The sequence below is a fragment of the Microbacterium sp. F01 genome, assembly GCF_056156365.1.
The window spans coordinates 3,536,935-3,562,409 of record NZ_CM149592.1; the positions used below are offsets into that span (position 1 = coordinate 3,536,935).

At 71.0% G+C, this 25,475-nt stretch carries 28 protein-coding genes; 13 read left to right on the top strand and 15 right to left on the bottom strand.

The window, feature by feature from the left end; translation table 11 throughout:
• The first annotated feature begins 38 nt into the window (after positions 1–38).
• A complete protein-coding gene (locus ACVN90_RS16335) occupies positions 39–455 on the top strand; it encodes a VOC family protein (RefSeq protein ID WP_475099253.1) in 417 nt (138 codons plus the stop codon).
• Between the two features lie 66 nt (positions 456–521).
• On the opposite strand, the gene ACVN90_RS16340 is transcribed toward ACVN90_RS16335, so the two are convergent.
• The 5 genes from ACVN90_RS16340 to ACVN90_RS16360 all read right to left on the bottom strand — a co-directional run bounded on the left by ACVN90_RS16340 (position 522) and on the right by ACVN90_RS16360 (position 5,901).
• Entirely contained in the window at positions 522–1,439 is a 918-nt protein-coding gene (locus ACVN90_RS16340; protein ID WP_475099254.1) for an aldo/keto reductase, read from the bottom strand.
• A gap of 73 nt (positions 1,440–1,512) precedes the next feature.
• Entirely contained in the window at positions 1,513–2,562 is a 1,050-nt protein-coding gene (locus ACVN90_RS16345) for an LLM class flavin-dependent oxidoreductase (RefSeq protein ID WP_475099255.1), read from the bottom strand.
• 35 nt (positions 2,563–2,597) lie between these two features.
• Positions 2,598–2,912 carry a hypothetical protein gene (locus tag ACVN90_RS16350; RefSeq protein WP_475099256.1) on the bottom strand — a complete coding sequence of 105 codons (315 nt, stop codon included), beginning with the start codon at positions 2,910–2,912 and terminating at the stop codon, positions 2,598–2,600.
• Positions 2,913–2,915: 3 nt separating this feature from the next.
• Entirely contained in the window at positions 2,916–4,421 is a 1,506-nt protein-coding gene (locus ACVN90_RS16355; protein ID WP_475099257.1) for an FAD-binding oxidoreductase, read from the bottom strand.
• 13 nt (positions 4,422–4,434) lie between these two features.
• Positions 4,435–5,901, bottom strand: a complete 1,467-nt coding sequence (locus ACVN90_RS16360) for a (Fe-S)-binding protein (RefSeq protein WP_475099258.1) — start codon at positions 5,899–5,901, stop codon at positions 4,435–4,437.
• 180 nt (positions 5,902–6,081) lie between these two features.
• Between ACVN90_RS16360 and ACVN90_RS16365 the strand changes: the two genes are divergently transcribed.
• Both ACVN90_RS16365 and ACVN90_RS16370 read left to right on the top strand, forming a co-directional pair.
• Positions 6,082–6,306, top strand: coding sequence for a hypothetical protein (locus ACVN90_RS16365; protein WP_374975526.1), 225 nt, complete (start codon positions 6,082–6,084; stop codon positions 6,304–6,306).
• A gap of 70 nt (positions 6,307–6,376) precedes the next feature.
• Complete coding sequence (locus tag ACVN90_RS16370) at positions 6,377–6,562, top strand: DUF1918 domain-containing protein (protein WP_116195782.1); 186 nt, start codon at positions 6,377–6,379, stop codon at positions 6,560–6,562.
• A gap of 97 nt (positions 6,563–6,659) precedes the next feature.
• Here ACVN90_RS16370 and ACVN90_RS16375 read toward each other — a convergent pair whose 3' ends face one another.
• Positions 6,660–8,807 (bottom strand): S9 family peptidase, encoded by a 2,148-nt coding sequence (locus ACVN90_RS16375; protein ID WP_475099259.1) that lies wholly within the window; start codon positions 8,805–8,807, stop codon positions 6,660–6,662.
• A gap of 46 nt (positions 8,808–8,853) precedes the next feature.
• Positions 8,854–9,735: an RNA polymerase sigma factor SigJ gene (sigJ, locus tag ACVN90_RS16380; RefSeq protein WP_475099260.1), complete on the bottom strand. Its 882-nt coding sequence runs from the start codon at positions 9,733–9,735 to the stop codon at positions 8,854–8,856.
• A 126-nt stretch (positions 9,736–9,861) separates the two neighbouring features.
• Here sigJ and ACVN90_RS16385 point away from each other — a divergent pair, with 126 nt between their 5' ends.
• Together ACVN90_RS16385 and ACVN90_RS16390 are read left to right on the top strand one after the other, a co-directional pair.
• A complete protein-coding gene (locus tag ACVN90_RS16385) occupies positions 9,862–10,605 on the top strand; it encodes an SDR family oxidoreductase (RefSeq protein WP_475099261.1) in 744 nt (247 codons plus the stop codon).
• 81 nt (positions 10,606–10,686) lie between these two features.
• Positions 10,687–11,433, top strand: coding sequence for an SDR family oxidoreductase (locus tag ACVN90_RS16390; protein WP_475099262.1), 747 nt, complete (start codon positions 10,687–10,689; stop codon positions 11,431–11,433).
• A 126-nt stretch (positions 11,434–11,559) separates the two neighbouring features.
• On the opposite strand, the gene ACVN90_RS16395 is transcribed toward ACVN90_RS16390, so the two are convergent.
• The 4 genes from ACVN90_RS16395 to ACVN90_RS16410 all read right to left on the bottom strand — a co-directional run bounded on the left by ACVN90_RS16395 (position 11,560) and on the right by ACVN90_RS16410 (position 14,098).
• Positions 11,560–12,393 carry an aldo/keto reductase gene (locus ACVN90_RS16395; protein WP_475099263.1) on the bottom strand — a complete coding sequence of 278 codons (834 nt, stop codon included), beginning with the start codon at positions 12,391–12,393 and terminating at the stop codon, positions 11,560–11,562.
• A 53-nt stretch (positions 12,394–12,446) separates the two neighbouring features.
• Positions 12,447–12,644, bottom strand: coding sequence for a hypothetical protein (locus ACVN90_RS16400; RefSeq protein WP_475099264.1), 198 nt, complete (start codon positions 12,642–12,644; stop codon positions 12,447–12,449).
• 84 nt (positions 12,645–12,728) lie between these two features.
• Complete coding sequence (locus tag ACVN90_RS16405) at positions 12,729–13,430, bottom strand: M23 family metallopeptidase (RefSeq protein WP_475099265.1); 702 nt, start codon at positions 13,428–13,430, stop codon at positions 12,729–12,731.
• Between the two features lie 38 nt (positions 13,431–13,468).
• Entirely contained in the window at positions 13,469–14,098 is a 630-nt protein-coding gene (locus ACVN90_RS16410) for a TetR/AcrR family transcriptional regulator (protein WP_475099266.1), read from the bottom strand.
• Between the two features lie 100 nt (positions 14,099–14,198).
• Between ACVN90_RS16410 and ACVN90_RS16415 the strand changes: the two genes are divergently transcribed.
• The 3 genes from ACVN90_RS16415 to ACVN90_RS16425 all read left to right on the top strand — a co-directional run bounded on the left by ACVN90_RS16415 (position 14,199) and on the right by ACVN90_RS16425 (position 18,238).
• Positions 14,199–15,236, top strand: coding sequence for an agmatine deiminase family protein (locus ACVN90_RS16415; RefSeq protein WP_475099267.1), 1,038 nt, complete (start codon positions 14,199–14,201; stop codon positions 15,234–15,236).
• Positions 15,237–15,348: 112 nt separating this feature from the next.
• Positions 15,349–17,070 carry an amidase gene (locus ACVN90_RS16420; RefSeq protein WP_475099268.1) on the top strand — a complete coding sequence of 574 codons (1,722 nt, stop codon included), beginning with the start codon at positions 15,349–15,351 and terminating at the stop codon, positions 17,068–17,070.
• A gap of 100 nt (positions 17,071–17,170) precedes the next feature.
• Entirely contained in the window at positions 17,171–18,238 is a 1,068-nt protein-coding gene (locus ACVN90_RS16425; RefSeq protein ID WP_475099269.1) for a C45 family autoproteolytic acyltransferase/hydolase, read from the top strand.
• Between the two features lie 95 nt (positions 18,239–18,333).
• On the opposite strand, the gene ACVN90_RS16430 is transcribed toward ACVN90_RS16425, so the two are convergent.
• On the bottom strand, positions 18,334–19,401 hold the full coding sequence (locus ACVN90_RS16430; RefSeq protein ID WP_475099270.1) for a class I SAM-dependent methyltransferase: 1,068 nt from the start codon (positions 19,399–19,401) through the stop codon (positions 18,334–18,336).
• Between the two features lie 129 nt (positions 19,402–19,530).
• On the opposite strand from ACVN90_RS16430, the gene ACVN90_RS16435 reads away from it, so the two are divergent.
• Complete coding sequence (locus ACVN90_RS16435; protein ID WP_475099271.1) at positions 19,531–20,547, top strand: GlxA family transcriptional regulator; 1,017 nt, start codon at positions 19,531–19,533, stop codon at positions 20,545–20,547.
• A gap of 10 nt (positions 20,548–20,557) precedes the next feature.
• On the opposite strand, the gene ACVN90_RS16440 is transcribed toward ACVN90_RS16435, so the two are convergent.
• Positions 20,558–22,033, bottom strand: a complete 1,476-nt coding sequence (locus tag ACVN90_RS16440; RefSeq protein ID WP_475099272.1) for an MFS transporter — start codon at positions 22,031–22,033, stop codon at positions 20,558–20,560.
• Positions 22,034–22,147: 114 nt separating this feature from the next.
• On the opposite strand from ACVN90_RS16440, the gene ACVN90_RS16445 reads away from it, so the two are divergent.
• From ACVN90_RS16445 to ACVN90_RS16460, 4 genes are all read left to right on the top strand, one after another.
• Positions 22,148–22,813 carry a TetR/AcrR family transcriptional regulator gene (locus tag ACVN90_RS16445; protein ID WP_475099273.1) on the top strand — a complete coding sequence of 222 codons (666 nt, stop codon included), beginning with the start codon at positions 22,148–22,150 and terminating at the stop codon, positions 22,811–22,813.
• A 61-nt stretch (positions 22,814–22,874) separates the two neighbouring features.
• A complete protein-coding gene (locus tag ACVN90_RS16450) occupies positions 22,875–23,279 on the top strand; it encodes a DUF6855 family protein (RefSeq protein ID WP_475099274.1) in 405 nt (134 codons plus the stop codon).
• A 6-nt stretch (positions 23,280–23,285) separates the two neighbouring features.
• Positions 23,286–23,645 carry a DUF1801 domain-containing protein gene (locus ACVN90_RS16455; protein ID WP_475099275.1) on the top strand — a complete coding sequence of 120 codons (360 nt, stop codon included), beginning with the start codon at positions 23,286–23,288 and terminating at the stop codon, positions 23,643–23,645.
• On the top strand, positions 23,642–24,487 hold the full coding sequence (locus ACVN90_RS16460) for an esterase/lipase family protein (RefSeq protein WP_475099276.1): 846 nt from the start codon (positions 23,642–23,644) through the stop codon (positions 24,485–24,487). Before ACVN90_RS16455 ends, ACVN90_RS16460 begins: the two co-directional genes overlap by 4 nt.
• 120 nt (positions 24,488–24,607) lie before the next feature.
• On the opposite strand, the gene ACVN90_RS16465 is transcribed toward ACVN90_RS16460, so the two are convergent.
• Together ACVN90_RS16465 and ACVN90_RS16470 are read right to left on the bottom strand one after the other, a co-directional pair.
• Complete coding sequence (locus ACVN90_RS16465) at positions 24,608–25,081, bottom strand: N-acetyltransferase family protein (RefSeq protein WP_475099277.1); 474 nt, start codon at positions 25,079–25,081, stop codon at positions 24,608–24,610.
• Positions 25,078–25,446: an HNH endonuclease gene (locus ACVN90_RS16470; protein WP_116195765.1), complete on the bottom strand. Its 369-nt coding sequence runs from the start codon at positions 25,444–25,446 to the stop codon at positions 25,078–25,080. Before ACVN90_RS16470 ends, ACVN90_RS16465 begins: the two co-directional genes overlap by 4 nt.
• Positions 25,447–25,475: the final 29 nt, after the last annotated feature.

Below are 25,475 nucleotides of genomic sequence, written 5' to 3' on the forward strand. Positions count from 1 at the left end.
CCGGGCGCGGCATCCACCATCCACTTCAGGAGTTCGACATGCCCAGCCTCAACCCGTATCTGTCCTTCAAGAACCAAGCCCGTGAGGCGATGACCTTCTATCAGAGCGTGTTCGGGGGCGACCTCGACATCTCGACGTTCGGTCAGTACGAGGGGATGGTGCAGGACCCCTCCGAGAGCGACCTCGTGATGCACGCGCAGCTCACCAGCCCCGATGGATTCGTGCTCATGGGCTCCGACACGCCCACCGGGATGAAGTACGAGAAGCCGGCCGGCATCTCGGTGTCGGTGAGCGGTGACGACGAGGCCTCGCTGCAGGGGTTCTGGGACAAGCTCGCCGACGGCGGCACGATCACGATGCCCTACGACACGCCGCCGTGGGGCGGCAAGTTCGGCATGCTCACCGACCGCTTCGGCATCGACTGGATGGTCGCGGTCAACGCCCAGCAGGCGTGAGCCCGGTGCGCTGACCCCGGCGAGAGGCCGGGGTCTGCGCCCTCGCGCGGGCCTCGTCGGACGCGATCAGGCGTAGTCGCTGTCGTCGACTGGCGACGGCGCCGGGCCGAGCGCATCGAGCTCGGCCCAGACGTCGTCCGGGATCGGCGTGGCGGCGAGTTCGTCCAGCTGGGTGAGACGCTGCGCCGACGAGATGCCGACGACGGTCGAGTCCACCACCGGCGAGCGGAGCGAGAAGTGCAGCGCCACCGCCGGCAGGCTGACGCCGAACGACGCGGCGACGCGCTCCAGGCGCGACACCCACTCTTGCAGCTCGGGCGTCGCCGGGCGATAGCCGTACATCGCTCCCTCGCGCGTCCCGGTGGCGAGGATCCCGGCCCCGAACGGCGCGGCGTTGAACACCGTCATGCCACGCTCGTGCGCGTCGGCGAACACCGGCGCAGCGGACTGGTCGACGACCGTGAACCGGTTGTGGATCAGCACGGCGTCGAAGACTCCGGTGCCGACATAGCGGGCCATCAGCCCGATGGGTCCCGCCGCCACGCCGATTGCGTCCACACGGCCCGATTCGCGCAGCTCGATGAGCCCCTCCACTGCCCCACCGCCACCCATCGCCTCGTCGAAGGTGACGGTGTACGGGTCGTGCAGGTGCAGCAGGGGGAGGCGGTCGACGCCCAGGCGTGCGGTCGTCTCGTCGAACGACCGCATGACGCGGTCACGGTCGAAGGCGCCGGTCTCGGGATCGGCGTCGACCTTCGAGATGACGCGGGTCGCAGCATCCGTTCCCTTCCGCGCGATTGCGATGCCCAGCACCGCCTCGGACCGCCCGCCGGCGTAGTTGTTGGAGGTGTCGATGAAGGCGTGGCTGCTGTCGAACAGCTGCTCCGCGAAGACGACGGCACTCTCCTCTTCGGGTGATCCGGGCTCGGTGCCGCGGCCGAGAGGCGAGGTGCCGAGGGTGAGCGGGCTGACGTTGAGGGTCATGGCATCCGTTCCGTGTGGGGTCGACCTCCAACCTATCGACAGCCATCGCCTGGCATCTGCGCGACGGCCCGGGCTACGCGAACGCCGGCATCACCCGGTCGTGAACGAGCCGCAGCTGCGTGTCGACGTCGGGAACTCCCCCGACTTCGCGGCCCATGAGCGCCTTGACGAGTGCGGCGTCGGTGATCGCGAGGATCATGTGGTTGATGCCGGCGGGGGCGATCTCGCGCTTGATCTTCTCGGCGCACTCCTCCGGGGTGCCGGCGATCGAGAGCCGCTCGGCGAGCTCGGGCGGGGTGAGGTCGATCGCGCCGCCGAGGTCTCCGGCGCCGAGGGCGGCGATGGCCGGGGCGAGCTCCTCGGGGTCGACCCCGTTGCGCCGCAGCTGCTCGGGCGGCATCGCCGACGCGTAGAGCCCCACCATCGAGCGCGCGGCCTCTTTCGCCGCAGCCGAGTCTTCGCCGACCGAGAACACGACCCACGCCCCCAGGTCGAGGTCTTCGACGGCCTTACCCGCCCGCTCGGCGCCGATCCGGCAGTGTTCGACCATGTACTCGTACGCCTCGCGCGTGTAGCTGAGGGCGTGGTGGCATCCGTCCGAGAACTCGGCGCTCGCTTCGAACGACTTCGGCCCGCGCATCGCGCCGACCTTGACCGGCATCCGCTCCTGCACAGGACGCGCGAAGGTGAACAGCCCCGCATAGCTGAAGAACTCGCCGTCCATCGTGATCGCGCCGTCGTCGAGGAACGTGCGGATGACCTTCGCACCCTCGAGCACCCGCGAGAGAGGCTTGGTGCCGGTCCAGTCGATCTTGTACTGGGCGAGCAGACCGAAGTTGCCGCTTCCGATCACCACCTCGGCGCGCCCGTTCGTGAGCTCGTCGAGGGTCGCTGCGGCCTGCGCGATGAGCGTCGGCTCACGCAGCACGACGCCGGAGACGCTCGGCCCGAACCGCACGTTCTTCGTCCTGTCGGCGGCCGCCGCGAACAGCAGCCAGAGGTCCTTGTGCCACGTCTCGTCGGCGGCGTACACGGCGTGGAAGCCGAGCTCGTCGGCGAGTTCGATCGAACGCAGCGACTGGTCCAGGGGATAGTCGGGCAACATGACATAGCTGAACTTCATGGTGATCTCCTTCGGGTGAGGCGGATGCCGGGAATTCAGTCCGGCGACAGCACGCTGGTCGCGGCATGCGGATCCGCGGCATCTCCGGCCGCGTCCTCTGCGTCGACCTCGGCGAGCAGCTCCGAGCCCGCCACGACGCTCGACGCGAAGTGCTTGTGCATCCACGCGAGGTGGTCGCCCCGCGCGTTCATGATGCGCAGCGAGTCCCAGTTCGGGAAGGACTGCTGCAGCACCCATCGCTCCATGAGGCGAGGGTCGACCTCGAACATGTGCTCGTGCGTCGTGATCGCGACATCGGACACCCGCCGGGGCTCGGGCGGCTGCATCTGCTCGTCGTAGCGGAACGGCATGGGTCAGCCCTCCCCCTCGTAGGCCCGGTCGAGCAGGTACTTTCCGGGGTTCATGATGTTGTGCGGGTCGAGAGTGCGCTTGATGTCGAGCATCACCTCGAACCCGCGGCCGAACTCCTCGGGGACGAGGTCGACTTCGCCCTCGCGGCACGACCCGTGGCACGCGCTGATCGACCCGCCGTGATCCAGTGCGACCCGAGCGATGGCGCGCTTCGCGTCGACCCACATGGCCCACGCCCGATCGTCGAGCTGCTGCTCCCAGATGCCCACGTCGATCTCGGTCAGATAGTCGACACCGGTGCTCCCCTGCGTGTACGCGAACATGCCCCAGTCGTCGAAGACGTCCGTGCGACGCCGCAGATCGGCGACGATCTCGTGCCAGGCCCTCGTCACCGGCGGCAGCGCGGAGTAGTTGATCGCGGCGTCTTCGCAGTGCCAGCTCATGGGCACGACCTGGCCGTCCTTGGTGCGGCCGTGCAACGGCGTCGCGTAACGATCGTGGCGCGCCGCCCAGTCGCCCTCGGAGATCTCGTCGCCGAGGTAGCGCGCACCGTGGTCCTTCGCGATGCGGAACAGGCGCTTGCCTCCCGCGCGCACCTCGTCGTCCCAGCCGTACATCACTGCGCACACGAGTGCCCGCACATCAGCGGGCTGCGGGATGTACGCCTCGTCGTCGCGGCGCAGGTAGGCGACCTTGTGCTCGTCGAACAGAACCGCTCCGGCGAACGTCGCGACGCCCGCGCGCGCGAGGGCCCCGGTGCACGCGTACGCGGCGTCGTAGTCGTCGAAGGCCCAGAACGGTGAGAGCTCGGCCTCGGGCTTCGGGAAGAGCTTGAGCGTCGCGCGCGTCGCGATCCCGAGTGTGCCCTGGTGCCCCATGAACAGGTGCTTGAGCTGGTAGCCGCTGGACGATTTCGACACCTTGTGCCCGATGCCGTCGCCGACGTGCAGGATCTCGCCCGTCGGCAGCACGTGGTCGAAGCTGAGCACGAGATCGCGGGTGTGACCGTAGCGCGACCCGATGAGCGACCACCCGCTCGTGCCGATGCGGCCGCCCACGAGCGAGCACGGGTACGACGCGGGGTTGTCGGGGTAGAACAGCCCGTACGGTGCGAGGTATTCGTTGAGCTTGAGCATGTTGATGCCCGTGCCGACGGTGACCGTGCGGTTCACGAGATCGAGCTCGTGCACCTGGTTCATGCGCTTGACGTCGACCAGGATGCCGCCCCGCAACGGCACCGCGCCGTCGGTGAGACCGGTGCCGCCGTCGCGGGGCACGACTGGTATGCGCAGGTCGTGCGCGATCTTCACGATCGCGGCCACCTGCTCGGTCGAGGTGGGGAGCACGACGAGGTCGGGAACGCGCTCCGCCCAGCGATGCACGGGAAAGGGCGCCGGCACCCGCGCGCGGTTGTAGCGGTCGGCACGTCCCGTGAGGATCTGCTTTTCGGCGAGCACCGATCGCAGAGCGCGGACGACGGTGTCGACGTCCTCGATCGTCATCGTCATCGATACGCTCCCGTCAGCCGTCGCCCAGCCCGCTGGGGTCTGACCCCGTGCCGCCCGACTGGTCGATGCCCGTGCTGCGGCGCGCGCGACCTGGGGCGCCGGTGCGCGCTCGTGCGAGCCTTCGGTCGCCGGTCGCGCCGCGCGATCCACCGACGTCGATGCCGAGCGAGGCGGCGAGCAGCTCGTGGATGTCGAGCACGTCGATGTCGACGTCGTCCCCGGCCTCGGTGAGCGGCCGCTCCGACCACGGGCACGCGCTCACGAGCGTGTCGACGTCGAGGTTGCCCGCGTGGGCCAGGCGGCGGGCGCTGATCGCCGCCGTGAGCTCCGGCTTCTCGACCGCCAGCCCACCTCCGGCGCCCGAGCAGTACGACCACTGCGTGACACGGTCGACGTCTTCGAATCGCAGCCCGGGAATCGCCCGGAGGATCTCGCGCGGCTCCTCCCAGATGCCCTTGCGCTTGTTGAGCCGGCAGGGGTCGTGGTACGTGATCGCGCGATCGACGGGAACGTCGGGCACCAGCCGGCCGTCGCGGATGAGCTCGGCGAACAGTTCCACGACCAGCACCACCTCGAGGTCGAACTCGGCCCCGAAGTACTTCGGGTAGTCCTCGGTGAACGAGATGTAGTCGTGCGGATCGAGTACGAGGATGCGGGTCGTGCCGGTCGCCCGCCACGAGGCGAGGTTGTGCTCGGCGAACGCGCGAGCCTGGTCGAGGTAGCCCATCTCGGCGGCGGGGCCGCCGCAGCACCACTGCTCGCCCATGAGCCCGAACTCGTAGCCCGCCTTCTGCAGCACCTGCGCGACCGCGCGCGGCACCGACGTGCGATAGAACGCCGCCTCGCAGTCCACGAACAGGACGGTCTCGCCCCCGATCGGGATGTCGAGACCGTCGGCCCAGTCGCGCACGGTGTCCTGGCCGACGGGCTCCTCGCCGAGCACGGGCTCGTGGCTGCGCTCCGCGGTGCGCGCGTTCCATGCTCGGTACCCCGGCTGGTGGATGCCGGACTCCACCGCGAGCGCCCGCGCCGCCTTGACGACGTCGACGGTGCGGGTGCGGAAGCGGTAGAAGTCACCGGTGAAGAGGGTGTTGGGACACCGCAGTTCGCAGGCACCGCACTGCGTGCAGTTGACGTAGTCGGCGGCGACGTCTTCAATGGTGAGCTCGCCGCGCTCCATCGCCACGACGTTCGCGTGGAACGCCGTCGGGGTCCACGACTCGTTGCGGGTCTCGGTCATGACGGGACAGACCTCGCGGCAGAACTTGTGCCCCGATGAATAGCAGTTGTACGAGGCGTTGTGCCATTCCTCGACGAACTCGCGCGTCTTCACGTCCGCGACCGGGATGACGACCTGCGGCACGATCTCATCGTTGCGGGTGAGCTCGGCGAGTTCGGGGGCGTTGCCGTGCATCCCCGGCGTGAACGGCTGCGAGAGCGGGTCGGCGGACGGCGATCCGCTCGGGGCGAGGTCGGGCACGGGAGAACCCCCCTGGAACGAGATACCCGACCCGGCGTGTCCGGCGTCGGACTGCGTTGGAAGACATGATGGCCGCCCGCGTCCACAACTTCAAGCGTGTGTGGGCGCGGTCGCCGGGGGCACGCCCGCACGGCTCAGGCCGGCGTTCCGACCGCCCCGCGGCAGCCCTAGGCTGGCGGCATGACCACGACGCGGAAGGGCTGGACGCGCGGGCACTCGGGCTGGGCGCTCGGCACGGCCCTCATGTTCACGCTGGGGATCGTCTTCGGACTCATCTGGGGCAACGTGCTGCTGGGCGTCGTGCTCGCCGCGGCCGTGTCGATCGGCTGGCTCATGGCGTACGAGTCGTGGCGCGGGCGCAACGTCGGGCTCGAGAACCGCGACGACGACGGCGCCCAGCTCTGACCGGAGCGCGTCCGCCCTCTACCCCTCGCCGTCGCCGCGTCGTATCGTGAGCGCCAGGAGGTGGTCCGCCATGCAAGCGAGCGTCGGCGATCGCGTGATCATCCACGGCCGCGTCGTCGGTGCCGTGGAGCGCGCGGGTGAGGTCATCGAGGTCCGGGGTAGCGCGGAGAACCCGCTGCTGGTGGTCCGCTACGACGACGGCCACGAGGCGATCCTGTCGCCGGGAAGCGACTGCGAAGTCCGGCACGCGACCTGAGCCGCGGGCACAGAATCGGAGGATCCGCCCGACCCGCCGGGCGGTAGCATCCGTCCCCCGGCGTGCCGCGCGAGATCTCCGATTCTGTGTGCGCGCGCTAGCCGAGCAGCTCGTAGCGCGACGGCTCGGCGCCGAGCACGTGCTCACCGAGGAACGCGAACACCGTCTCGTACCAGACGACGGCATGCTGGGGCTTCAGCACCCAGTGGTTCTCGTCGGGGAAGTACAGGAAGCGGTGCGGCATGCGGCCGTCCGCGTCGGCGTGGTGCTCGGCGAGCTCCGACCACAGTCGCAGTCCCTCGCCGATCGGCACGCGGTAATCCTTGTCGCCGTGGATCACGAGCAGCGGCGTGCGGATGTCGCGTACGAACTGGTGCGGCGAGTGCTCGACCATCGCCTCGGGGGTGAAGATCCGCTGCCAGTACTCCGAGCTGTCGGTCGTGCCCGAGAACTGGTCGAGCGCCCAGAGGCTCGCGTGCGTGACGATCGCCCGGAAGCGGTCGGTGTGGCCGGCGACCCAGTTGGCCATGTAGCCGCCGAACGACCCGCCCATCGCGGCGGTCCGGGTCTCGTCGATGTCGTCGCGCGCCAGGGCCGCGTCGGTGATCGAGAGCAGGTCGGTGTACGGCTTGCCGCCCCAGCTGTTCCAGCCGCGCGCGATGAAGTCGAGGCCGTAACCGGTCGACAGGGCGGGGTCCGGCAGCAGCACGGCGTACCCGCGAGCCACCGCGAGCAGCGGCGCCCAGCGCCAGCTCCACGCGTTCCAGCTGTTGAGCGGACCGCCGTGGATCCACAGCAGCAGCGGCGCCGGGGCGTCCGCCGACGCGCCCTCGGGCAGCAGCAGCCAGCCGCGCACCCGCGCGCCGTCCTCCGCGGTCGCCTCGACCTCGGTGATCGAGCCGGGTGCAGCCGGTGCCGGCGCCGGGGTCGTGAGCGGGGTGACGACGCCGTCGCGTGCGATGCGGACGGGGTGCGGCGGCACGACCCACGACGAACGCAGCGCGACGATCTCTCCCGTGCCGCGGTCGACCACCACGTTCGAGTAGGCGAAGTCGTCGTCGGTGAGCTTCGCCGGCGCACCTGAGTCGAGCGGCACGCGGAACACCGGCCCCCGCCCATCGTCGTCGGCGGTCGCGATGAGCGCCGCGTCGTCGGCCGCGAACATCAGCGACGAGGCCCACCGGTCCCACTCGGCGGCCACACGGCGCGCGCCGCCGCCGTCGATGTCCGCCACCCAGATCTCGTAGTCCGTGGGCGCGGCGGGGGTGCTCTTGACGGTGCGCAGGTACGCGATGCGCGTGCCGTCGTGGCTGATCGCCGGCATCTCGTAGTCCACATCGACCTCGTCGAACAGCGTCGTGCGCTCGCCCGTCTCCGTGTCGATCGCGACGATGACGCGGCGTCCGGCGCGCTGCTCGCGCTGCTCGAGCGACACGACGAGGGTCGACCCGTCGGGAGTGAGCGCGGCTTCCGCGTGGTCGAGCGAGCGCACCGGCTTCGGCGTGAGGTCGCGCGGACGCGGCAGGGTCGGCGGGTACGGCTTCTCTTCGGAGACGGATGCTGCGGCCTCGGCGTCCGTGCCGGGGGTCGCAGCATCCGCTTCCGACGCAGCCTCCACCGCAGCATCCGCCACCGCGGCCGCGATCGTGTCTTCGAGGTCGTCGATGTCGATCGCCAGCAGGTGGGGCTCGGCGGGGCCGAGGTCGTGGTCCCAGTAGCGCACCGGGTAGGTGTCGTGGAGGATCGCCGACACCTTCTTCTCCTTGCGCTTGGCGCGCAGCGCCGCCTCGCTCTCGAGGGTCTCCGCACCGGGGAGAAGGGAAGCCGCGATCACGAGCCGTGGAGAGGCGTCGGCCGTCGCCGCGATGCCTTCGACCCCGCTCGCCAGCCGCGTCACCGGGCGGGCCTCGCCGCCGGTGGCCGGCAGCAGCCACAGCTGACCCGACTCGTCGTCGGCGTCGCCCTCGGCGTCGGGGCGGGCAGAGACGAACAGGATGTCGCCGTTCGCCGTGAACGCGGCGCCTGCCTCGCCCTTCGCCGACCGCGTCAGTCGTCGCGGCGTGCCGCCGCCCGTCGCCGGAACCGCCCAGAGCGACCGGTCGAAGCCGGTGCCGTCCTTCTTGAGCGCCGCCACGGTCAGCACCGCGGTCTTGCCGTCGGGCGAGAGGGCGAGCGCCTCGACCCGGGGAAGGGCGATGTAGTCGGTCAGCGAGTCGAAGGGAGTGGGGTTCGATGGGGTCGCCATGGCTCCACGCTAACCGACGCGTCGGCGGCGCCGGAGCGAGCCCCCGTCAGCTCCACTGGGTGAGCTTGTCGGGGTTGCGCATGATGAAGACGTCGGTGATCCGGGCGCCCCGCACCTCGAGTGCGACCAGCGCATCGGGCTCGTCTCGGACCGTGACGAGGAAGCCGAGCCCGTCGGGCGTCTCGACCGGGACGAGCACCGCCTCGGGCAGCAGGCGCGGCAGGCCCAGGAGGAACCGTCCCACCCGGTCGGCGCCGCGTACCGGACGGAGCGCCGCCGAAACGCGTCCGCCACCGTCGGAGCGCAGCACGACGGCCGGATCGAGCACGCTGACGAGAGCGTCGAGGTCGCCGGTGGTCGCCGCCGCCGCGAAAGCGCGGGCGACCGCGTCGTGCTGTTCCCGCGAGGCCGAGCCCGCTCGATGCTCGCGCACGCGCCGCCGAGCCTGCGACGCGAGCTGGCGCACGGCATCCGGACTCCGCCCGACGGTCTCGGCGATCTCCGCGAACGGCACGCCGAAGACGTCGTGCAGCACGAATGCGACGCGCTCCGCCGGCGTGAGGGACTCGAGCAGCACGAGCAGGGCCATCGAGACCGAATCGTCGAGCGTGACCTGCTCGATCGGGTCGACGGGGACGGATGCTGCGAGCGGCGAGTCCTGCGGAACGGGCTCAGGCAGCCACTCCCCCACGTAGCGCTCGCGCCGGGCGCGCGCCGAGCCCAGCATGTCGAGGCACACGCGTCCGGCGACCCGCGTCAGCCACGCGGCAGGGTTGCGGATCGCCGCGCGCTCCTCGTCCGACAGCCGCAGCCATCGGACGTACGTCTCCTGCACGGCGTCCTCGGCGTCGGCCACCGTGCCGAGCATGCGGTAGCAGAGGCCGAGCAGGGCGCGGCGTTCGCTCTCGACCTCGTCGGTGGGCAGCATCCGTGATCCCTTCTCGACAGTCCGACGACGCACGCGAGGAGAATGTGAGCCGTGCGCTCACATTCTCGCGTGCTGCATCGTCGGACTGTCGAGAGATCCCCACCAGGGGACGAGAGGAGTGAGGTCATGAGGATCGCGGTCGCCGGAGGAACGGGCGTCGTCGGAAGCCGGGCTGTCGAGACGCTGCGCGCGGACGGGCACGACCCGGTCGTGCTCAGTCGCCGCACCGGCGTCGATCTCACCACGGGCGCAGGACTCGACGCCGCGCTCGACGGCGTCGACGCGGTGATCGACGCCGCGAACGTCACGACGGTGTCGGCCGACGTCGCCACCCGGTTCTTCGAGGCGGCGACGGGCAATCTCGTCGCGGGTGCCGCCCGGGCGGGGGTCGGGCACGTCGTGCTGCTGTCGATCGTGGGGATCGACCGGATCCCGCACGACTACCTGGCGGGAAAGCTCGCGCAGGAGCGCGTGGTCGAGACGGGCACGGTGCCGTGGACGATTCTGCGTGCCACGCAGTTCCACGAGTTCGCGGGCCAGGTGTTCGACCGCGCGAAGCTCGGCCCGCTTCACGTCGCGCCCCGCGGGAGGGTGCAGCCGGTCGCGGCGCGCGAGGTGGGAGCACACCTCGCGGAGCTTGCCGCGGGCGCCCCGCAGGGACGCGCCGCCGACCTCGCCGGACCGCGGGAGGAGCGCCTCGACGAGATGATCAAGGCGTACGCGAGGCGCACCGGCCACGGCGGCTGGATCCCCTCGGTGAGCCTGCCCGGCGGTCAGATGAAGGGCATGCGGCAAGGGCTCGGTCTGCCGGGTCCGGGCGCGGTGCTCGGCACGCTGACCTTCTCGGAATGGCTCGCCGAACTCGGCTGACCCGAGCCACTCGTCTCGTGCGGCGGGACCGCGCGGGTCTACGCTGAGCGGGGGTTCGGGTCACACGCACCGGGAGGACTCGTGAGACTCGCCATCGCCGGCGGCACCGGCATGACGGGCGGACACGTCGCGGCGATCGCACGCGATCGCGGCCACGATGCCGTCATCCTGTCGCGCCGCACGGGCGTGGAGCTGCTGAGCGGCGCCGGCCTCGCAGGTGCCCTCGACGGGGTCGACGCGCTCATCGACGTCACCAACGTGACGACCGCGAAGCCCGACGTGTCGGTGATGTTCTTCGCCGGCGCCACGAAGCGCCTGCTCGCAGCCGAGCGCGCGGCGGGCGTCGCGCACCACCTGGTACTGACCATCGTCGGCGCCGAGGCGGCGCCCGACGGCTACTACGCCGGGAAGCTGGTGCAGGAGCGCCTGGTCGCCGGCGGTGACGTACCGTGGACGATCCTGCGCACGACCCAGTTCCACGAGTACGCGGCGATGATGTACCACCGGGGCCACGCCGGCGCCCACGTCGCTCCGTCCGGGCGGGTGCAGCCGGTCGCGGTGCACGAGGTCGCCGCGCACCTCGTCGACCTCGCCGAACAGGGTCCGGCCGGACGCACCACCGACCTCGCCGGACCGCAGGAGGAGAGCCTCGCCGACATGGTGCACCGCTACGCCCACGCGATCGGCCACCGCGCGCCGGTCCCCGTGGTGAACACCCCCGGCGCCCTCGGCCGAGCCCTCCGGTCGGGCGCGCTGCTTCCCGGTCCCGAAGCGCTGCGCGGCACCCAGACCTTCACCGAGTGGCTCGACGCCCTCCCCGACGCCTGAACAGGTCCATCTGGAATCGCGAGAGGGTAGAGTTCCGCACGCGATGGTGCCGAAATCCACCCTTTCGCGATTCCGCGGAGGTGGATGCTGCGGCCCCGCGCAGTGCGCCGGGTCGCAGCATCCGTGTCACATCTCCTCGTGGGTGTTCGGGTCGCCGTCCCACAGGCGACCGCGCTCGAGGGCGCTGACCGCCGCGAGCTGATCGTCGGTGAGGGTGAAGCCGAAGACGTCGGCGTTCTCGCGCTGGCGGTCGGCGTCTGCCGACTTGGGGATCGGCGTGCTGCCGAGCTGCGTGTGCCAGCGCAGCACGATCTGCGTCGGCGTGACGTCGTAGACCGTCGCGAGCTCCGTGAGGATCTGCTCGGTCAGCAGCTCGCTGCGCTTCGCGAGCGGGCTCCAGCTCTCGGTGCGGATGCCGTGCGTCGCGTGGAATGCGCGCAGCTCGTCCTGCGGGAAGTACGGGTGCAGCTCCACCTGGTTGACGGCGGGCACGACGCCCGTCTCCTCGATGAGCTCGGTGAGCTGCTCTTCGGTGAAGTTCGAGACGCCGATCGAGCGCACGAGGCCCTGCTCACGCGCTTCGATCAGGCCGCGCCACGTGTCGACGTACTTCCCGACGCTGGGGTTCGGCCAGTGGATCAGCTGCAGGTCGATGCGGTCCAGGCCCAGCAGGTCGAGCGAGCCCTTGATGCTGTCGAGCGCCTCCCGGCGCCCGTGATGGCGACCCGGGATCTTCGAGGCGACGAGCAGCTTGCCGCGGTCGACGTCGGTGCGGCGCACGGCCTCGCCGACCTCGCGCTCGTTCTCGTAGTTGACCGCGGTGTCGAGCAGGCGGTAGCCGGAGTCGATCGCGGCGACGATGGCCTCGATCCCCTCCTCGCCGCGCAGGTCGTAGGTGCCGAGGCCCAGTTCGGGGAACCAGGCGCCGTCGTTCAAGGTCACGGAGGGGATCGCGCTCATGGTTCCATCCTGGCCCTGCTCCGCCGCGCGGGGCGCTCGTCTTGTGCGGGGCGTCACGGACGGTCGTCGACGTCGAGGGTGCCCTCGGTCGCGGCGCGCTCGTCGGCGGCCGCGCTGTTCTGCCGGCCGTCGTCGAGGTCCGGGTCGAGTGGTCGGTCATCCTCACCGGCGATCACGTCGTCGACCACGCCGTCCAGGACGCTGTCGCCCTCGGCCTCGTCGTCCATGGGTCCGTCATAGGGCTTGCTCATCTTCGCCCTCCTTCCTGTCCCGAAGGTAGGTCGCCCGGCGTACGGCGGGAGGGGGGTTGCACGTCCGCCCACGGCGAGGTAGTGCTACCCCAAGACGACGGCGGAGACCGAGCGGATCCGCTCACGTGAGCCCGGGATCCCGCGCTCGACACGCGTCCACGAACCGTCGTCGGCGCGCACGTCGTAGGCGGCGAATGCGCACGGAATGCCCTTGGCGCTCATCAGGTCGGGGGTGTCCATCAGCTGGAAATGCAGGTGCGGCGACGTCGAGTTGCCGGTGTGCCCGACGCGGCCGATCACGTCTCCGGCGCTCACCTGATCGCCCGCCTGCACGGCCACCGTCCCTGGCCGCAGGTGCGCGAAGCCTGCGTAGACATCGCCGGCGCGCAGGATCACGTGGTTGCCGAGGATCTCGGGCATCCTCTCGGGCCGGAACGTGATCCCGTTCCAGAGCATGCGCGCGATCTCGCGGAAGGGATTGATCCATCGCCGCTCAGGGATTCCGTCGGATGCCGCGACCACCTCGCCGTCCAACGGCGCGTAAATCTCTGCGTTCCACGCGTAGCACTCGTCGGCGCGCCCGCCCACGGTCGATGCGGTGAACGTCGAGGACGGATGCACGTGCACGCCGGGACGATCGTCCACCTTGACGAAGTCGTATGCGTAGCGTTGGCCGAGCATGTCGACGCCGTGGCTCGGGATGCGGGCGGCCGGCGTCGTGACCGCCATCCATCCCTCGCCGCGCAGCGGGAACTCCACCACCACCGGATCGTCGAGCTCGCCCACGGGTCAACCCTCCCAGCGCTCGCGCACGCCGTCCAGGGTCAGGAGCGCGCCAGCAGCGATCCCGGGCGGGCGCCGACGAGGGCCTCCGCCGCGCGGGCGGTGCGGGCGGCGAAGCGCGTCGTGTCGGTGCCGCGGGCGAGGGACTGCGCATTGAGTCCGTCGATCATGCCGATGAGCTCCCAGGCCACCTCACCGGGCTCTGTCGTCGAGAAGGCGCCGGTGTGGCAGCCGTCCTCGATGATCGACTCGACGAGCGTCTGCCAGCGCGTCATCTGTGCGCGCACGGCGTGCGCGAGGGCGTCGTTGCGGCGGGCCATCGCCCACCCCTCGACCCACACCACGGTGAGCTCCTCGCGCTCGCCGTCCATGAGGGTGTCGATGAGGGCGCCGAGCCGGGCGGCCGGATCGGCGACGGCGCCGACGACCCGCTCGACGTCGCGCACCTCCTCGTCGACGAGGTCGGCGTACACGCGCGCGACGAGGTCGTCCATCGACGGCTGGTAGTGGGCGACGAGGCCGGACGCGACCCCCGCCCGCTCCGCCACGGCGCGCAGCGTGAGGGCGCTGAGACCCTGCTCGCGGGCGATCGCGGTCGCCGCCGCGATGATCTCGGCGGCGCGTTCGGCGGGGGCCTTGCGGGTGCGGGGCCGCGACGATGTGCTTGACATGGTCTCGCCAGCATAGGTATCTTTCCTATTGATCGCTAGATCAATTACTTCGCGAGGCGCATCGACCGCCGCCGCGACAACGCCGAACGAAGGGGCGACGATGGCCTGGAGGATGCCGCACGAGGGCGATCCGCACGAGCGCACGTGGATGGCGTTCCCGAACGAGGGGCCGACGCTCGGCGACGACCCCGGCGAGCAGGAGCGCTTCTACGGCGCCTGGAGCGCGGTGGCGAACGCCGTCGCCGCGTTCGAGCCGGTGACGATGCTCGTCGACCCGTCGAAGGCGGACCGCGCGCGGCGCATGCTGGACTCCGCCATCGACATCGTCGAGACGCCGGTCGACGAGTTCTGGTTCCGCGACCACGGCCCGACGTTCGTCGTCGACGACGAGCGCCCCGGCGCGCTCGGCGCCGTGGACTGGATCTTCAACGGCTGGGGCGCGCCGCAGTGGGCCTCGTGGGAGAAGGCCGCACAGCACGCCCGCTTCACCGCGGACCTGGTCGACGCCGAGGTCGTGAGCTCGCTGCTCGTCAACGAGGGCGGCGGCATCCACGTCGACGGCGAGGGCACGGTGCTCGTCACCGAGACCGTGCAGCTCGACCCACGGCGCAACCGGTTCGCCGACCGGGCCCGCGTCGAGGCGGAACTCCACCGCACGATCGGCGCGACGAAGGTCGTGTGGCTCCCCCGCGGCCTCACCCGCGACTACGACGAGTTCGGCACGAACGGCCACGTCGACATCGTCGCCACGATCCCGACCCCCGGCCGCGTGCTGCTGCACGCGCAGCAGAACCCCGAGCACCCCGACTTCGAAGTGTCGCGGGATCTACGTGACTTCCTTTCGGCGGAGACGGATGCTGCGGGCCGACCCTTCGAGATCATCGACCTGCCCGCCCCCGAGACCCTGCGGGATCACGAGGGGTTCGTCGATTACAGCTACGTCAACCACCTCGTCGTGAACGGTGGGATCATCGCGTGCGGCTTCGGCGAGGAGCGCGCCGACGCGCAGGCCCGCGACATCCTCGAGGCCGCGTACCCGGGGCGCCGCGCGGTGACGGTCGACGCGCGCCAGATCTTCGCGGGCGGCGGCGGCATCCACTGCATCACCCAGCAGCAGCCGAAGGCGGTGGCCCGATGACCCGCGGTCGCGCACAGAATCGGAGGTTTTCGACGGCGCGCCGGGGAGCGGATGCCGCGAACCGGCGTGTCGCTGAAACCCTCCGATTCTGTGCCCGACGGGAGGAGGCCTGATGTTCCCCGTCGTCGAGAAGACGATCGCCGAGCTCCGCGAGGCCCTGGAGTCCGGCGCCGTGACCAGCGTCGAACTCGTCGACGCGTACCTGGCCCGGATCGACGCGTACGACGCACCGGGCACGGCCACCGCCCTCAACGCGGTGATCGTGCGCAATCCCGACGCGCGGGGCGAGGCGGCAGCATCCGATCTCCGTCGCGCCGAAGGCCGCGCCCTCGGGCCGCTCGACGGCATTCCGTACACGGCCAAGGACTCGTTCATGGCGAAGGGGCTCACGGTCGCGGCGGGGTCGCCCGCGTTCGCCGACCTCGTCGCGCAGCGCGACGCGTTCTCGATCGAGCGGCTGCGCGAGGCCGGCGCGGTGCTGATCGGGCTGACCAACATGCCCCCGATGGCGAACGGCGGCATGCAGCGCGGCGTCTACGGCCGCGCCGAGAGCCCCTACAACGCCGAGTATCTGACCTCGGCGTTCGGGTCGGGGTCGTCCAACGGCTCGGGCACGGCGACGGCGGCCTCGCTCGCGGCCTTCGGGCTGGGCGAAGAGACCTGGTCGAGCGGCCGCGCGCCGGCCTCGAACAACGCGCTGTGCGCGTACACGCCGTCGCGCGGCGTGATCTCGGTGCGCGGCAACTGGCCGCTCGTGCCCACGATGGACGTCGTCGTGCCGCACACCCGCACCATGGCGGACCTGCTGGAGATCCTCGACGTGATGGTCGCCGACGACCCCGAGACCCGCGGCGACTTCTGGCGCGCACAGCCCTGGATCGCGATCCCGGATGCCTCGGCCCTGCGGCCCGCGTCTTACCCGGCGCTCGCGTCGGCCGATGCCGACGCCGCCGCCGCGACCCTGGCAGGGCGCCGATTCGGCGTGCCGCGGATGTACATCAACGCCGACGCCGAGGCCGGGACGAACCCGGACGGCGGCATCGGCGGGCCGACCGGCACCCGTGTCGAGACGCGGCCTTCGGTGCTCGCGCTGTGGGAGAAGGCCCGCATGGACCTCGAGGCCGCGGGCGCGGAGGTCGTGGAGGTCGACTTTCCCGTCGTCACGAATTACGAGGGCGACCGACCGGGCGCGCCGACGATCATCACGCGCGGGCTCGTGACCGAGGCGTTCCTCCAGCGCGAGATCGTCGATCTGTCGGCGTGGGCGTGGGACGACTTCCTGCGCGCGAACGGCGACCCGACGCTGGACCGGCTCGACGACGTCGACGGCGCGACGATCTTCCCCCACCCTGACGGCGCGCTGCCCGACCGCTACACCGGCTTCGACGACGACATCGCGACGTATCCGGCCCAGGTGCACGAGCACCCGTACGCCTCGTTCGCCGACATCCCCGAGATCGCCGACGGCGTCCGCGGCCTCGAGGAGACGCGGCGCATCGACCTCGAGGACTGGATGTCGATCCTCGGACTCGACGCCGTGATCTTCCCCGCGGTCGCCGACGTCGGCCCCGCCGACATGGACGCGAACGAGGCATCCGCCGATCTCGGCTGGCGCAACGGCGTGTGGGTCGCCAACGGGAACCTCGCGATCCGGCACCTCGGGATCCCCACGGTCACGGTGCCGATGGGGACGATGGCCGACATCGGGATGCCGGTGGGCCTGACGATCGCCGGGCGCGCGTACAGCGACCCCGACCTGCTCGCCTGGGCTGCCGCTTTCGAGGCGCTGCGGCCGCGCCGCACCACTCCCCCGCGCACGCCCGAGCTCGAGTGAATCGATCCTGAACCGTCGCAGGCGGTCGCCGGCCCGGGCGACCACCTCAGGCGGTTCGGCCACCCTCCCGCTCCGGCCGGCCGATAATGGCCAGAAACCCATGGAACTCCGCACCTTCACGTCAACGACTCCTGATCCCGCCACGCGCGGCGCCGAACTCGGCGCAGCCTTCGGACCCCGGTACCGCCGCACGGCGGAGCTGTACCTCGCGCACTTCGCCGAGCTCGGGTTCCCGGCCACGCAGGTGCGCGCCATCGCCGAGCGCAGTCGCGAGGCACTCGCCGCGTGGGCGCCCGGCCTCGCTGCCGAGTCGGACGCGATCGCCGACGCGGCGGACGTCGAGCGCTGGCGGCTCGCCGCGGTCGCCGCGCGCACCGAGATCCTCGCGGCCGCGCCTTCACGGACGGGTGAGTGCTCCACCGCCGTTCACGTCGGGACGGGTGTGGCGGCCGAGTCGCTTCAGACGTGGGACTGGCACGGGTTGCTCGTCCCCGAGGCGCTGCTGCTCGAGCTCATGTCGGCGAGCGGGCTGCGCGTGAAGACGTTCACGGAGTTCGGCACACCGGGCAAGATCGGCGTGAACAGCGCCGGGGTCGGGCTGCATTTCAACATCCTGTCCCACGAGTCCGATTCGGACGCGGGCGGCGTCCCGGTGCACGCGGTCGCCCGCCGGGTGCTCGACGAAGCCCGCTCGATCGACCACGCCCGATCGATCGCGGCGAGCGCAGTCGTCAGCGCGTCGACGGTGCTCACGGTGTTCGAGACCACTCCCACGGGTTCCCGGGCCGCCGCGCTCGAACTCGCACCCGCGGGACTCGGCGTCGTCGCGCCCGCCGCCGACGGCTGGCTCTTCCACACGAACCACTTCCTGGATCCGGCGCTGTCGGCGGGCGACACGATGGAGGACGCCACGACGGTCGCCCGCCTGGCGCATCTCGACCACGTGCGCGGCGAACTCGTCGGCCTCGCGGCCACCGATCGCGCCCTGGCGGCGTGCGGCGGGCGAGGTTCGGCCGCCGAGATCTGCATCATCCCCGACCTGACCCTGTCACCGCTCGATCAGTGGACGACCCTCCTCACCGTCGCGATCGACACCGAAGGGTTCGCGCTGGAGGTCTTCCCCGGTCGTCCCGACGAGGCAGCGGCCGCGGGCCTCGCCCGCTTCTGACCGCCCGCCCTCGCGCGCGCACAGGCACGCGGCGGCGACCCCGTCCGGGATCGCCGCCGCGTTGCGTCTGAGTGGAGAGCCGTGCGCGTCGGCAGTCAGCGCCTCGCCTCGATGGTGAGGTTGAAAGGCGTCTCCGCGACCACGCGGACGCGCGAGAACCCCGCCTCGTTCAGCACCTGCGTCAGCCGCGCCGGCCCGGCCTGCGCGCCGAGCACGAGCTCACCGCCGTCGGCGATGGAGTGCGCCGTGCAGATCATGCTCGACGCCGCGTAGTACGTCTGGCCGACGATGTGGAGGTTGTCCTCCAGCCGGTCGGCGGCGTTCGGCTCGACCAGCAGCAGAGTGCCGTCCGCCGTCAGCGCGTCGGCCGCGTGCCGGAGCACGCCCACCGGGTCGCCCATGTCATGCAGCGCGTCGAAGAAGCAGATCAGGCCGAACCTGCGCTCGTCGTACTCCCTCGCACTCACCTGTTCGAACGACGTGCGCTCCTCGACACCCGCCTGCCGCGCGTTCCGCCGTGCCTCGGCGATCGACGGCGCGTGGGTGTCGTACCCGTGGAACCGCGAGTTCGGGAACGCCTCGGCCATGAGCACCGTGGTGTGCCCGTGACCCACGCCGACGTCGGCCACGGCGATGCCGCGCTCGAGTGCGGGCACGACACCCTCCAAGGCGGGCAGCCACTGCGACACCAGGCTGGCTCGGTAGCCGTTGCGGTAGAAGGCGGCCGTGCCGTGCGCGAGTCGGGGGTCGTGGTCACCCCACGCGATGCCGTCGCCGGTGCGGAACGCGTGCAGCGCTCGCGCCTCGTCGCTCCACATCGCCGCCGGGGTGTTCCACGCGGGTGGCAGGTACACCGGGCTGTCCTCGTCGGCCAGCACGAGCGCCTGCTCGGCGGTCAGCGAGAACGTGCCCGCCTCGGCGTCGTAGGCGACATACCCCGCGGCGGCCTGCGAAGACGCCCAGTCGCGCACGTAGCGCTCGGCGCAGTCGGTGCGGTCGGCCAGCTGCTGGGAGGTGAGCGGGCCGGCCTCGGCGAGCGCCTGGTAGAGGCCGAGGCGTGCGCCCAGGCTCACCATCACCCCGAGGTAGCCGGCACCGAGGTGGTCCACGGCGCGGAGCACGAAGGCGTTGAGCGCGGTTTCGTCGACGGTGTTCGTCGTCATGTCGTCGGTCCTTTCTGTTCGATCGACATCGGTGATTCCATGCTCGGGATGCCGCGTGCCTGTGTTCAGAGGCATCCACACCCTCGTTCGGTCCATTCGTGCCACGATGTGGTGCGAGGAGGGCCGGAGATGTCCGCACGCACGCTCGACGTGAGCGTCGTCGCATTGCCCGACACCGGTGTCGCGACGATGTTCGGCGTGCTCGACGTGCTCAACTCGTTCGGCGTGATGGGCATCGGCGATCCCACCGCTCCGGCGCCGTTCCGCGCGCGGATCGTGGGCGCCGAAGCCGGGCCACTGATGGGCGTGAGTGGGATCCCCGTGCCCGTGTCGGAGGCGGTCGCCGAGATCGACCGCACCGACATCGTCATCGTCCCCTCGATCGTGCTCGGCCCTGACGGCTGGGAACGCGGGCGCTACCCCGAACTCGTGGACTGGGCGACCCGCATGCATGAGCAGGGCGCCCTCCTCTGCTCGGCGTGCTCCGGCATCTTCCTCCTCGCCGAGACCGGTCGGTTCGATGACCGCGATGTGACGGTCCACTACGACTACGCCACCCAGTTGCGCGCCACACACCCCGACGTGCGCGTGCACCCCGAGCGCGCGCTGATGGTGACGGGCACGCGCGACGACCTCATCACCTCCGGCGCCGCGACCACGTGGCACGACCTCGTGCTCTACCTGACCGGCCGGTTCGCCGGCGCCACGCTCGCGCAGGAGACCGCCCGGATGTTCGCGCTCCAGTGGCACCAGGACGGACTCGCGCCGTACATGGTCTTCGAGGGCCGCAGCGATCACGGCGACGCGGTCGTCGCAGACGCGCAGGACTGGCTCCGCGCCCACTACTCCGTGGCCGCCCCCGTTGAACAGCTCGTGGTGCGATCCGGGCTGGCCGAGCGCACGTTCAAGCGCCGCTTCACCGAGGCCACCGGAGTGAGCCCGCTGACGTACGTGCAGCGGCTCCGTGTCGAAGCGGCCAAACGGCGCCTCGAGCAGACCGAGGACTCGGTCGAGGCGATCGGCTGGCACGTCGGCTACGAAGACCCGGCGTTCTTCCGTCGCCTGTTCAAGCGCGTGACCGGACTGCCGCCGGGCGCGTACCGCAAGCGGTTCCGCGTGCCTGTGATCGAGGCCCGACCCTCGTAACGCAAGTGCGTCAGCGCATCCCCGACCGCAGGTCCTCCCCGGCCTCGCCGACCGCGGTGGGCGCCGACGGAGCCGGGGTGGCAGCATCCGTTCCCTCGTCGTCGGTGTGGAGCGACGGCGGGGCCGCGGCGTACGCGTCGGACAGCTCGCGGTAGGGCTTCGACACGAAGGCGAGCAGCACGACGAGCAGCAGCACCAGGCTCGCGCCCACGAACGCGAGCGCGATCCCGCGCGCTTCGCCCTCGCCGAGCAGCCAGCCCCACGCCTGCTGCCCCTCGGGCGAGTTCATGTACGGGATGAGCCAGAACTGTGCGATGGGTCCGATGAGGAACGCCGAGACCGGGGCCGCCGCAGACTCCACGCTGGCCGCGAAGCCGAAGACGCGTCCCTGCTTCTCGAACGGCACGACGCGCTGCACGATCGTCTGCTCGGACGCCTCGGCGATCGGCATGAGCGCCATGAAGACGAGGATGCCGAGCCCATAAAGCCACCACCACTCGCGGATCGCGAAAGCCATGCCGAGGAAGGCGATGCCGATGTTGACGAGCAGCATCGTGCGCACCGGGTTCTTGCCCAGGCCGAACTTGGCGACGAGCGCACCGCCGATGATGAACCCGAAGCTCGTGACGCCGAGGACGATGCCCCACATCTCCACCGAGAAGAGCGTCAGCCCGTACGGGTCCATGAGGGCCATGAAGACCCCGCCCACGAGGTTGTTGAACGTCGAGAAGAGGATGAGGGCGAGCAGGCCCGGCACCGCCATGACCGCCGGGATCACGCCCCTGAAGCTGAAGCCCTTCGGCGCGTCCCCCTCGACGTGGGCGACGCCGCGCTCGGGAATCGGCACGAAGAACAGGTGGATCAGCGCGACGCCCGTGGCGGCGATGGCGATCGCGACGGTCCAGCCCATGCCGAGGAGCCCGATCGACAGGCCCGAGAACACGCTCGTCACCATGAACGCAATGCCCTGCACCGCGCCGACGAGGCCGTTCGCCTTGTCGCGCCGGTCCGCCGGCACGAGCAGCGTGACCGTCGTCGAGAGCGCGATGTTGCGGAGGTTCTCGACGACCCCGCCCACGAGGATCACACCGGCGAACACCCAGAACCATGGCCCGGTCCAGTCGAGCAGTGCGCTCTCGGGGAACGCCACGAACATGGCCCCGGCGACGACGTACGCCGATGCGGTCACGATGCTCGACAGCAGCATGACCGACTTCTTCTTCATGTGGTCGACGATCACGCCGAACACGACGCCGAACACCGCGACGAGCAGCATGTACGACCCGCCGATGATCGCCGTCGCGAGCACCGACTTCGTCTCGAGGTAGACCCAGAACGTCAGCGCGAACCACAGGTAGCTGGACGTCACGTTCGCGAGCGCGGTGTTGACGAGCACCTGGTAGAACGCGCGCATCGTGCGCGCGTCGGGCTTGTGCTGGATCGGATCTTCGGATGCTGCGGGCCCCGCCGGGCTCGGCTGGCTCATGACGATTCCTTCGGCGTGTTCACTGATGAGCGGGGAAGGGCGAGGGTCTAAGGTGAATGTGGACACTGTTCACATTCGGTGTTCACAACGTACACACCCGGCCGGGAGGACGCAATGACTTCACCGCTGCGTGCCTATCATCACGGCCACCTCCGACACGCGCTGATCAGCGAAGGGCTGCAGCTCGCGCGCACCGGCGGCCCGGCCGCGGTGACCCTGCGCGAGGCGACGCGCGCCGCCGGCGTCTCGCCGAACGCGGCGTACCGGCACTTCGCCGATCGCGACGCCCTCGTGCGCGCCGTGGCCCGCGAGGCACAGCTCGCGCTGGCGGCGGCGATCTCGGCACGCGTCGAGGCGATCCCGGCGGACCTCACCCCCGCGGACGCCGCCATCGAGCGGCTGCGCCGCGTGGGCCTCGCGTACATCGAGTTCGCCCGCACCGAGCGCGGGTGGTTCGAAACCGCGTTCTTCACGCAGGACACCCACGCGAACGAGGGCATCGTGACGCTCGACGACGAGATCGTCGCTCCGTTCCGCCTCCTCATGGACACCCTCGACGCGATGGTGGACGCCGGTGCCCTCTCCGTCGAGCGCCGCCCGTACGCCGAGTGGGCGTGCTGGTCGGCCGTCCACGGCTTCGCGGACATCGCCGTGCACGGCCCGGTGCGGTGGCAGCCGGCATCCGTCATCGATGCCCTCGCTGCGTCCGTCGTGGAGTCGGCCATCACCGGCGTCCGTGGCACGTCCGACGCCCCGACCGCCCCTCCCGCGTCTGCCTGACCGGCGCCCCTTGCCGTCACCCGGCGGAGCCGTCAGACTCGCAGCGACGGAGGGGATGAAGATGGCGGGTTCAGGAACCGCTGAGGACCCGTGGCGACTGACCACGGCACCGGGGACCAGCGAATACACGATGTACCGCGACGAGGCGGCGGACCCGCCCGCGCTCGTCTGCCAGGTGGGATCGACGACGCTCAAGTACCACCTGAGGGCGATCGACGACCTCGCGGCATGGCTGCGCGAGCAGGGCGACTGGGTGCCGCTGGGGGCGGCAGACGAGCAGAAGCCCGCGACCGAGGGCTCGGTCGAGGCATGGGGCCGGGACGAGGGCAACCCCGTCGGCGGCTGGTACGGACTGCGCAAGGGCTATCGCGGGCGATTCGGGATGTACCTGCCGCCGCTGCTCGAGGAGCTCGGGCTCGCCGAGGTGACGCACGAGAAGCGCAACAACAGCGTCCGTGCGGTCTGAGGGGCGATGGCGACCTCACCCGACGTCGATGCGTGGTTCGAGCGCTACGACAATCCCCAGAAGACTCTCGTCGACGCCGTCCGCCGTGCGGTGCTCGATGCGGACCCCCGCGTCACCGAGACGATCAAGTGGCAGGCGCCGACGTTCATGTACAAAGGCAACATCGCATCGTTCTTCCCGAAGGCCCGCACGCACGCGAGCCTGATGTTCCATACCGGGGCGACGCTTCCCGACCCTGATGGCATCCTCGAGGGCGAAGGCGATGTGTCGCGTGCGGCGAAGTTCGCCGACGGTGAGGATCTCGACCGGAAGCGCGCAGCACTGCAGGACCTCGTGCGCGCGTGGATCGCTGCGAAGGACGCATGACAGCCACGATCACCCCGCCGGGCGTCGCCCGTCGCGCCTCGTCGTGGGTCGCCGACTACGTCTACGCGGCACGCCGGCAGCTCGCCGTGCTGTCGTTCCCGTGGACGATCGGGCGTCCCCGGCCCGTCCCGCCGGCATGGCGCCGCGGCGATCCGGCGCTGCCCGAGGTGTACCTCATCCCCGGCGTGTACGAGCACTGGACCTTCCTGCGCCCCCTCGGCGATGCGCTCGCCGCCGCGGGCCACCGCGTGGCGGTCGTGCACGGGCTGGGCGTGAACCGCCGGACGATCGCCTCGACCGCCGATCGCCTCGGCGAGATGCTCGCCCGCACGCCGGCCCCCGATGCCGGGCGCGTGCTCGTGGCGCACAGCAAGGGCGGCCTCATCGGCAAGCACTTGCTCGTCTCGTCGGGCGCCGCGACACGCGCCGCCGCGGAGGCGGCCGCGGGCGGCGATCCGGCAGAGGCCGCCGCAGCGGCGACCGACGACGGACGACCGCTGGGTTTGGTCGGCCTCGTCGCCGTCGCGACGCCGTTCGGCGGCTCGCGCCTGGCCCGCCTGTTCATCGTGCCGAGCATCCGCGCGTTCCGCCCGAAAGACGAGACCATTCTCACCCTCGGGCGCGAGACGTCGGTCAACGGCCGCATCGTGTCGGTGTTCGGCCCGTGGGACCCCCACATCCCCGAGGGGAGCGCCCTGGACGGCGCGACGAACATCGCCGTGCCGACGTCGGGCCACTTCAGGGTGCTCGGAGCGCGCGCCACCGAGCGCGCGGTGCTCGACGGCATCGCCGTTCTCAGCCGGCCCGCCGACGCCGGCCCCTCCGGAGTCCCGGAAGGGTAGATGTCCGCGCGCCGGCGCGGCCGCGACGGCGGATACGCGGCGCAGTAGCATCCGCCTGCAGAGAACCAGCGGCCCGCGTGCACCCGAAGCACGCGGGCCGCTTCCCATTCCGCGCGATGTCTACAGCTGCGGCGGGGTCCAGACGAGAGTGTGACCGGTCGCGGTGAACATCTCGTTACCGGCGAGCTTGCCGGTCGTGGTCGACTCGAGCACGAAGCCCAGCGCCTCGTAGAAGTCACGCGCGGCGTTGCCGTCGAGCACCTCGAGCTCGACCCGCCCGCCGGAGCGTGAGACGAAGTGCTCGACGAGCGCCCGGCCGATGCCGCGGCGGTACAGGCCGGGGTCGACGTAGATCCAGGTGATCTCGCCGCCGTCGGCGCCGACGCTGCCGGCGATGAAACCGGCGACCGCGCCATCCGCTTCGGCGACCCAGACCTCGTCGTCGAAGAGACCCTCGTTCTCATACGTGGCGGCGAGGTCGAGATACGCCTCGAGAAGGCCGGCGCCGCGGAGCTCGTCGAGCCGGGCGGCGTCGTGGATGCGCTGGATGTCGTCCCAGTCGGAGCTTTCGTACGGACGGATGCTGAGACTCATGCCGTCTCCTGGGGCACCGACGCGGTTCCGCGCCACGCGGCGAGCACCTCGACGTGACGCAGCAGGAACGCCCGCTCGTCGAGCCGCTTGCGACGCAGCCACCCCGTCACCTCGTCGTTGCTCTTGCTCGCGTTGCACGACCGGCACGCGGGCACGACGTTCTCGAACGTGTAGCGGCCGCCGCGCGAGATCGGCAGCACGCAGTCCTTCTGGAACGGGCCCGCCGCCATGCCGCAGTAGGCGCACGCACCCCATGCTTCGACGAGCGCCTCCCATTCGTCGAGCGTGAGGTCGTTGTCGGCGGCGGCCACCCGGCGGGCGCGGCGTCGCGCTGCGCGCGCACGCCTGGTCTGACTCACCGCCATACCCGGAGCCTATTGCCCGCACCGGGCTT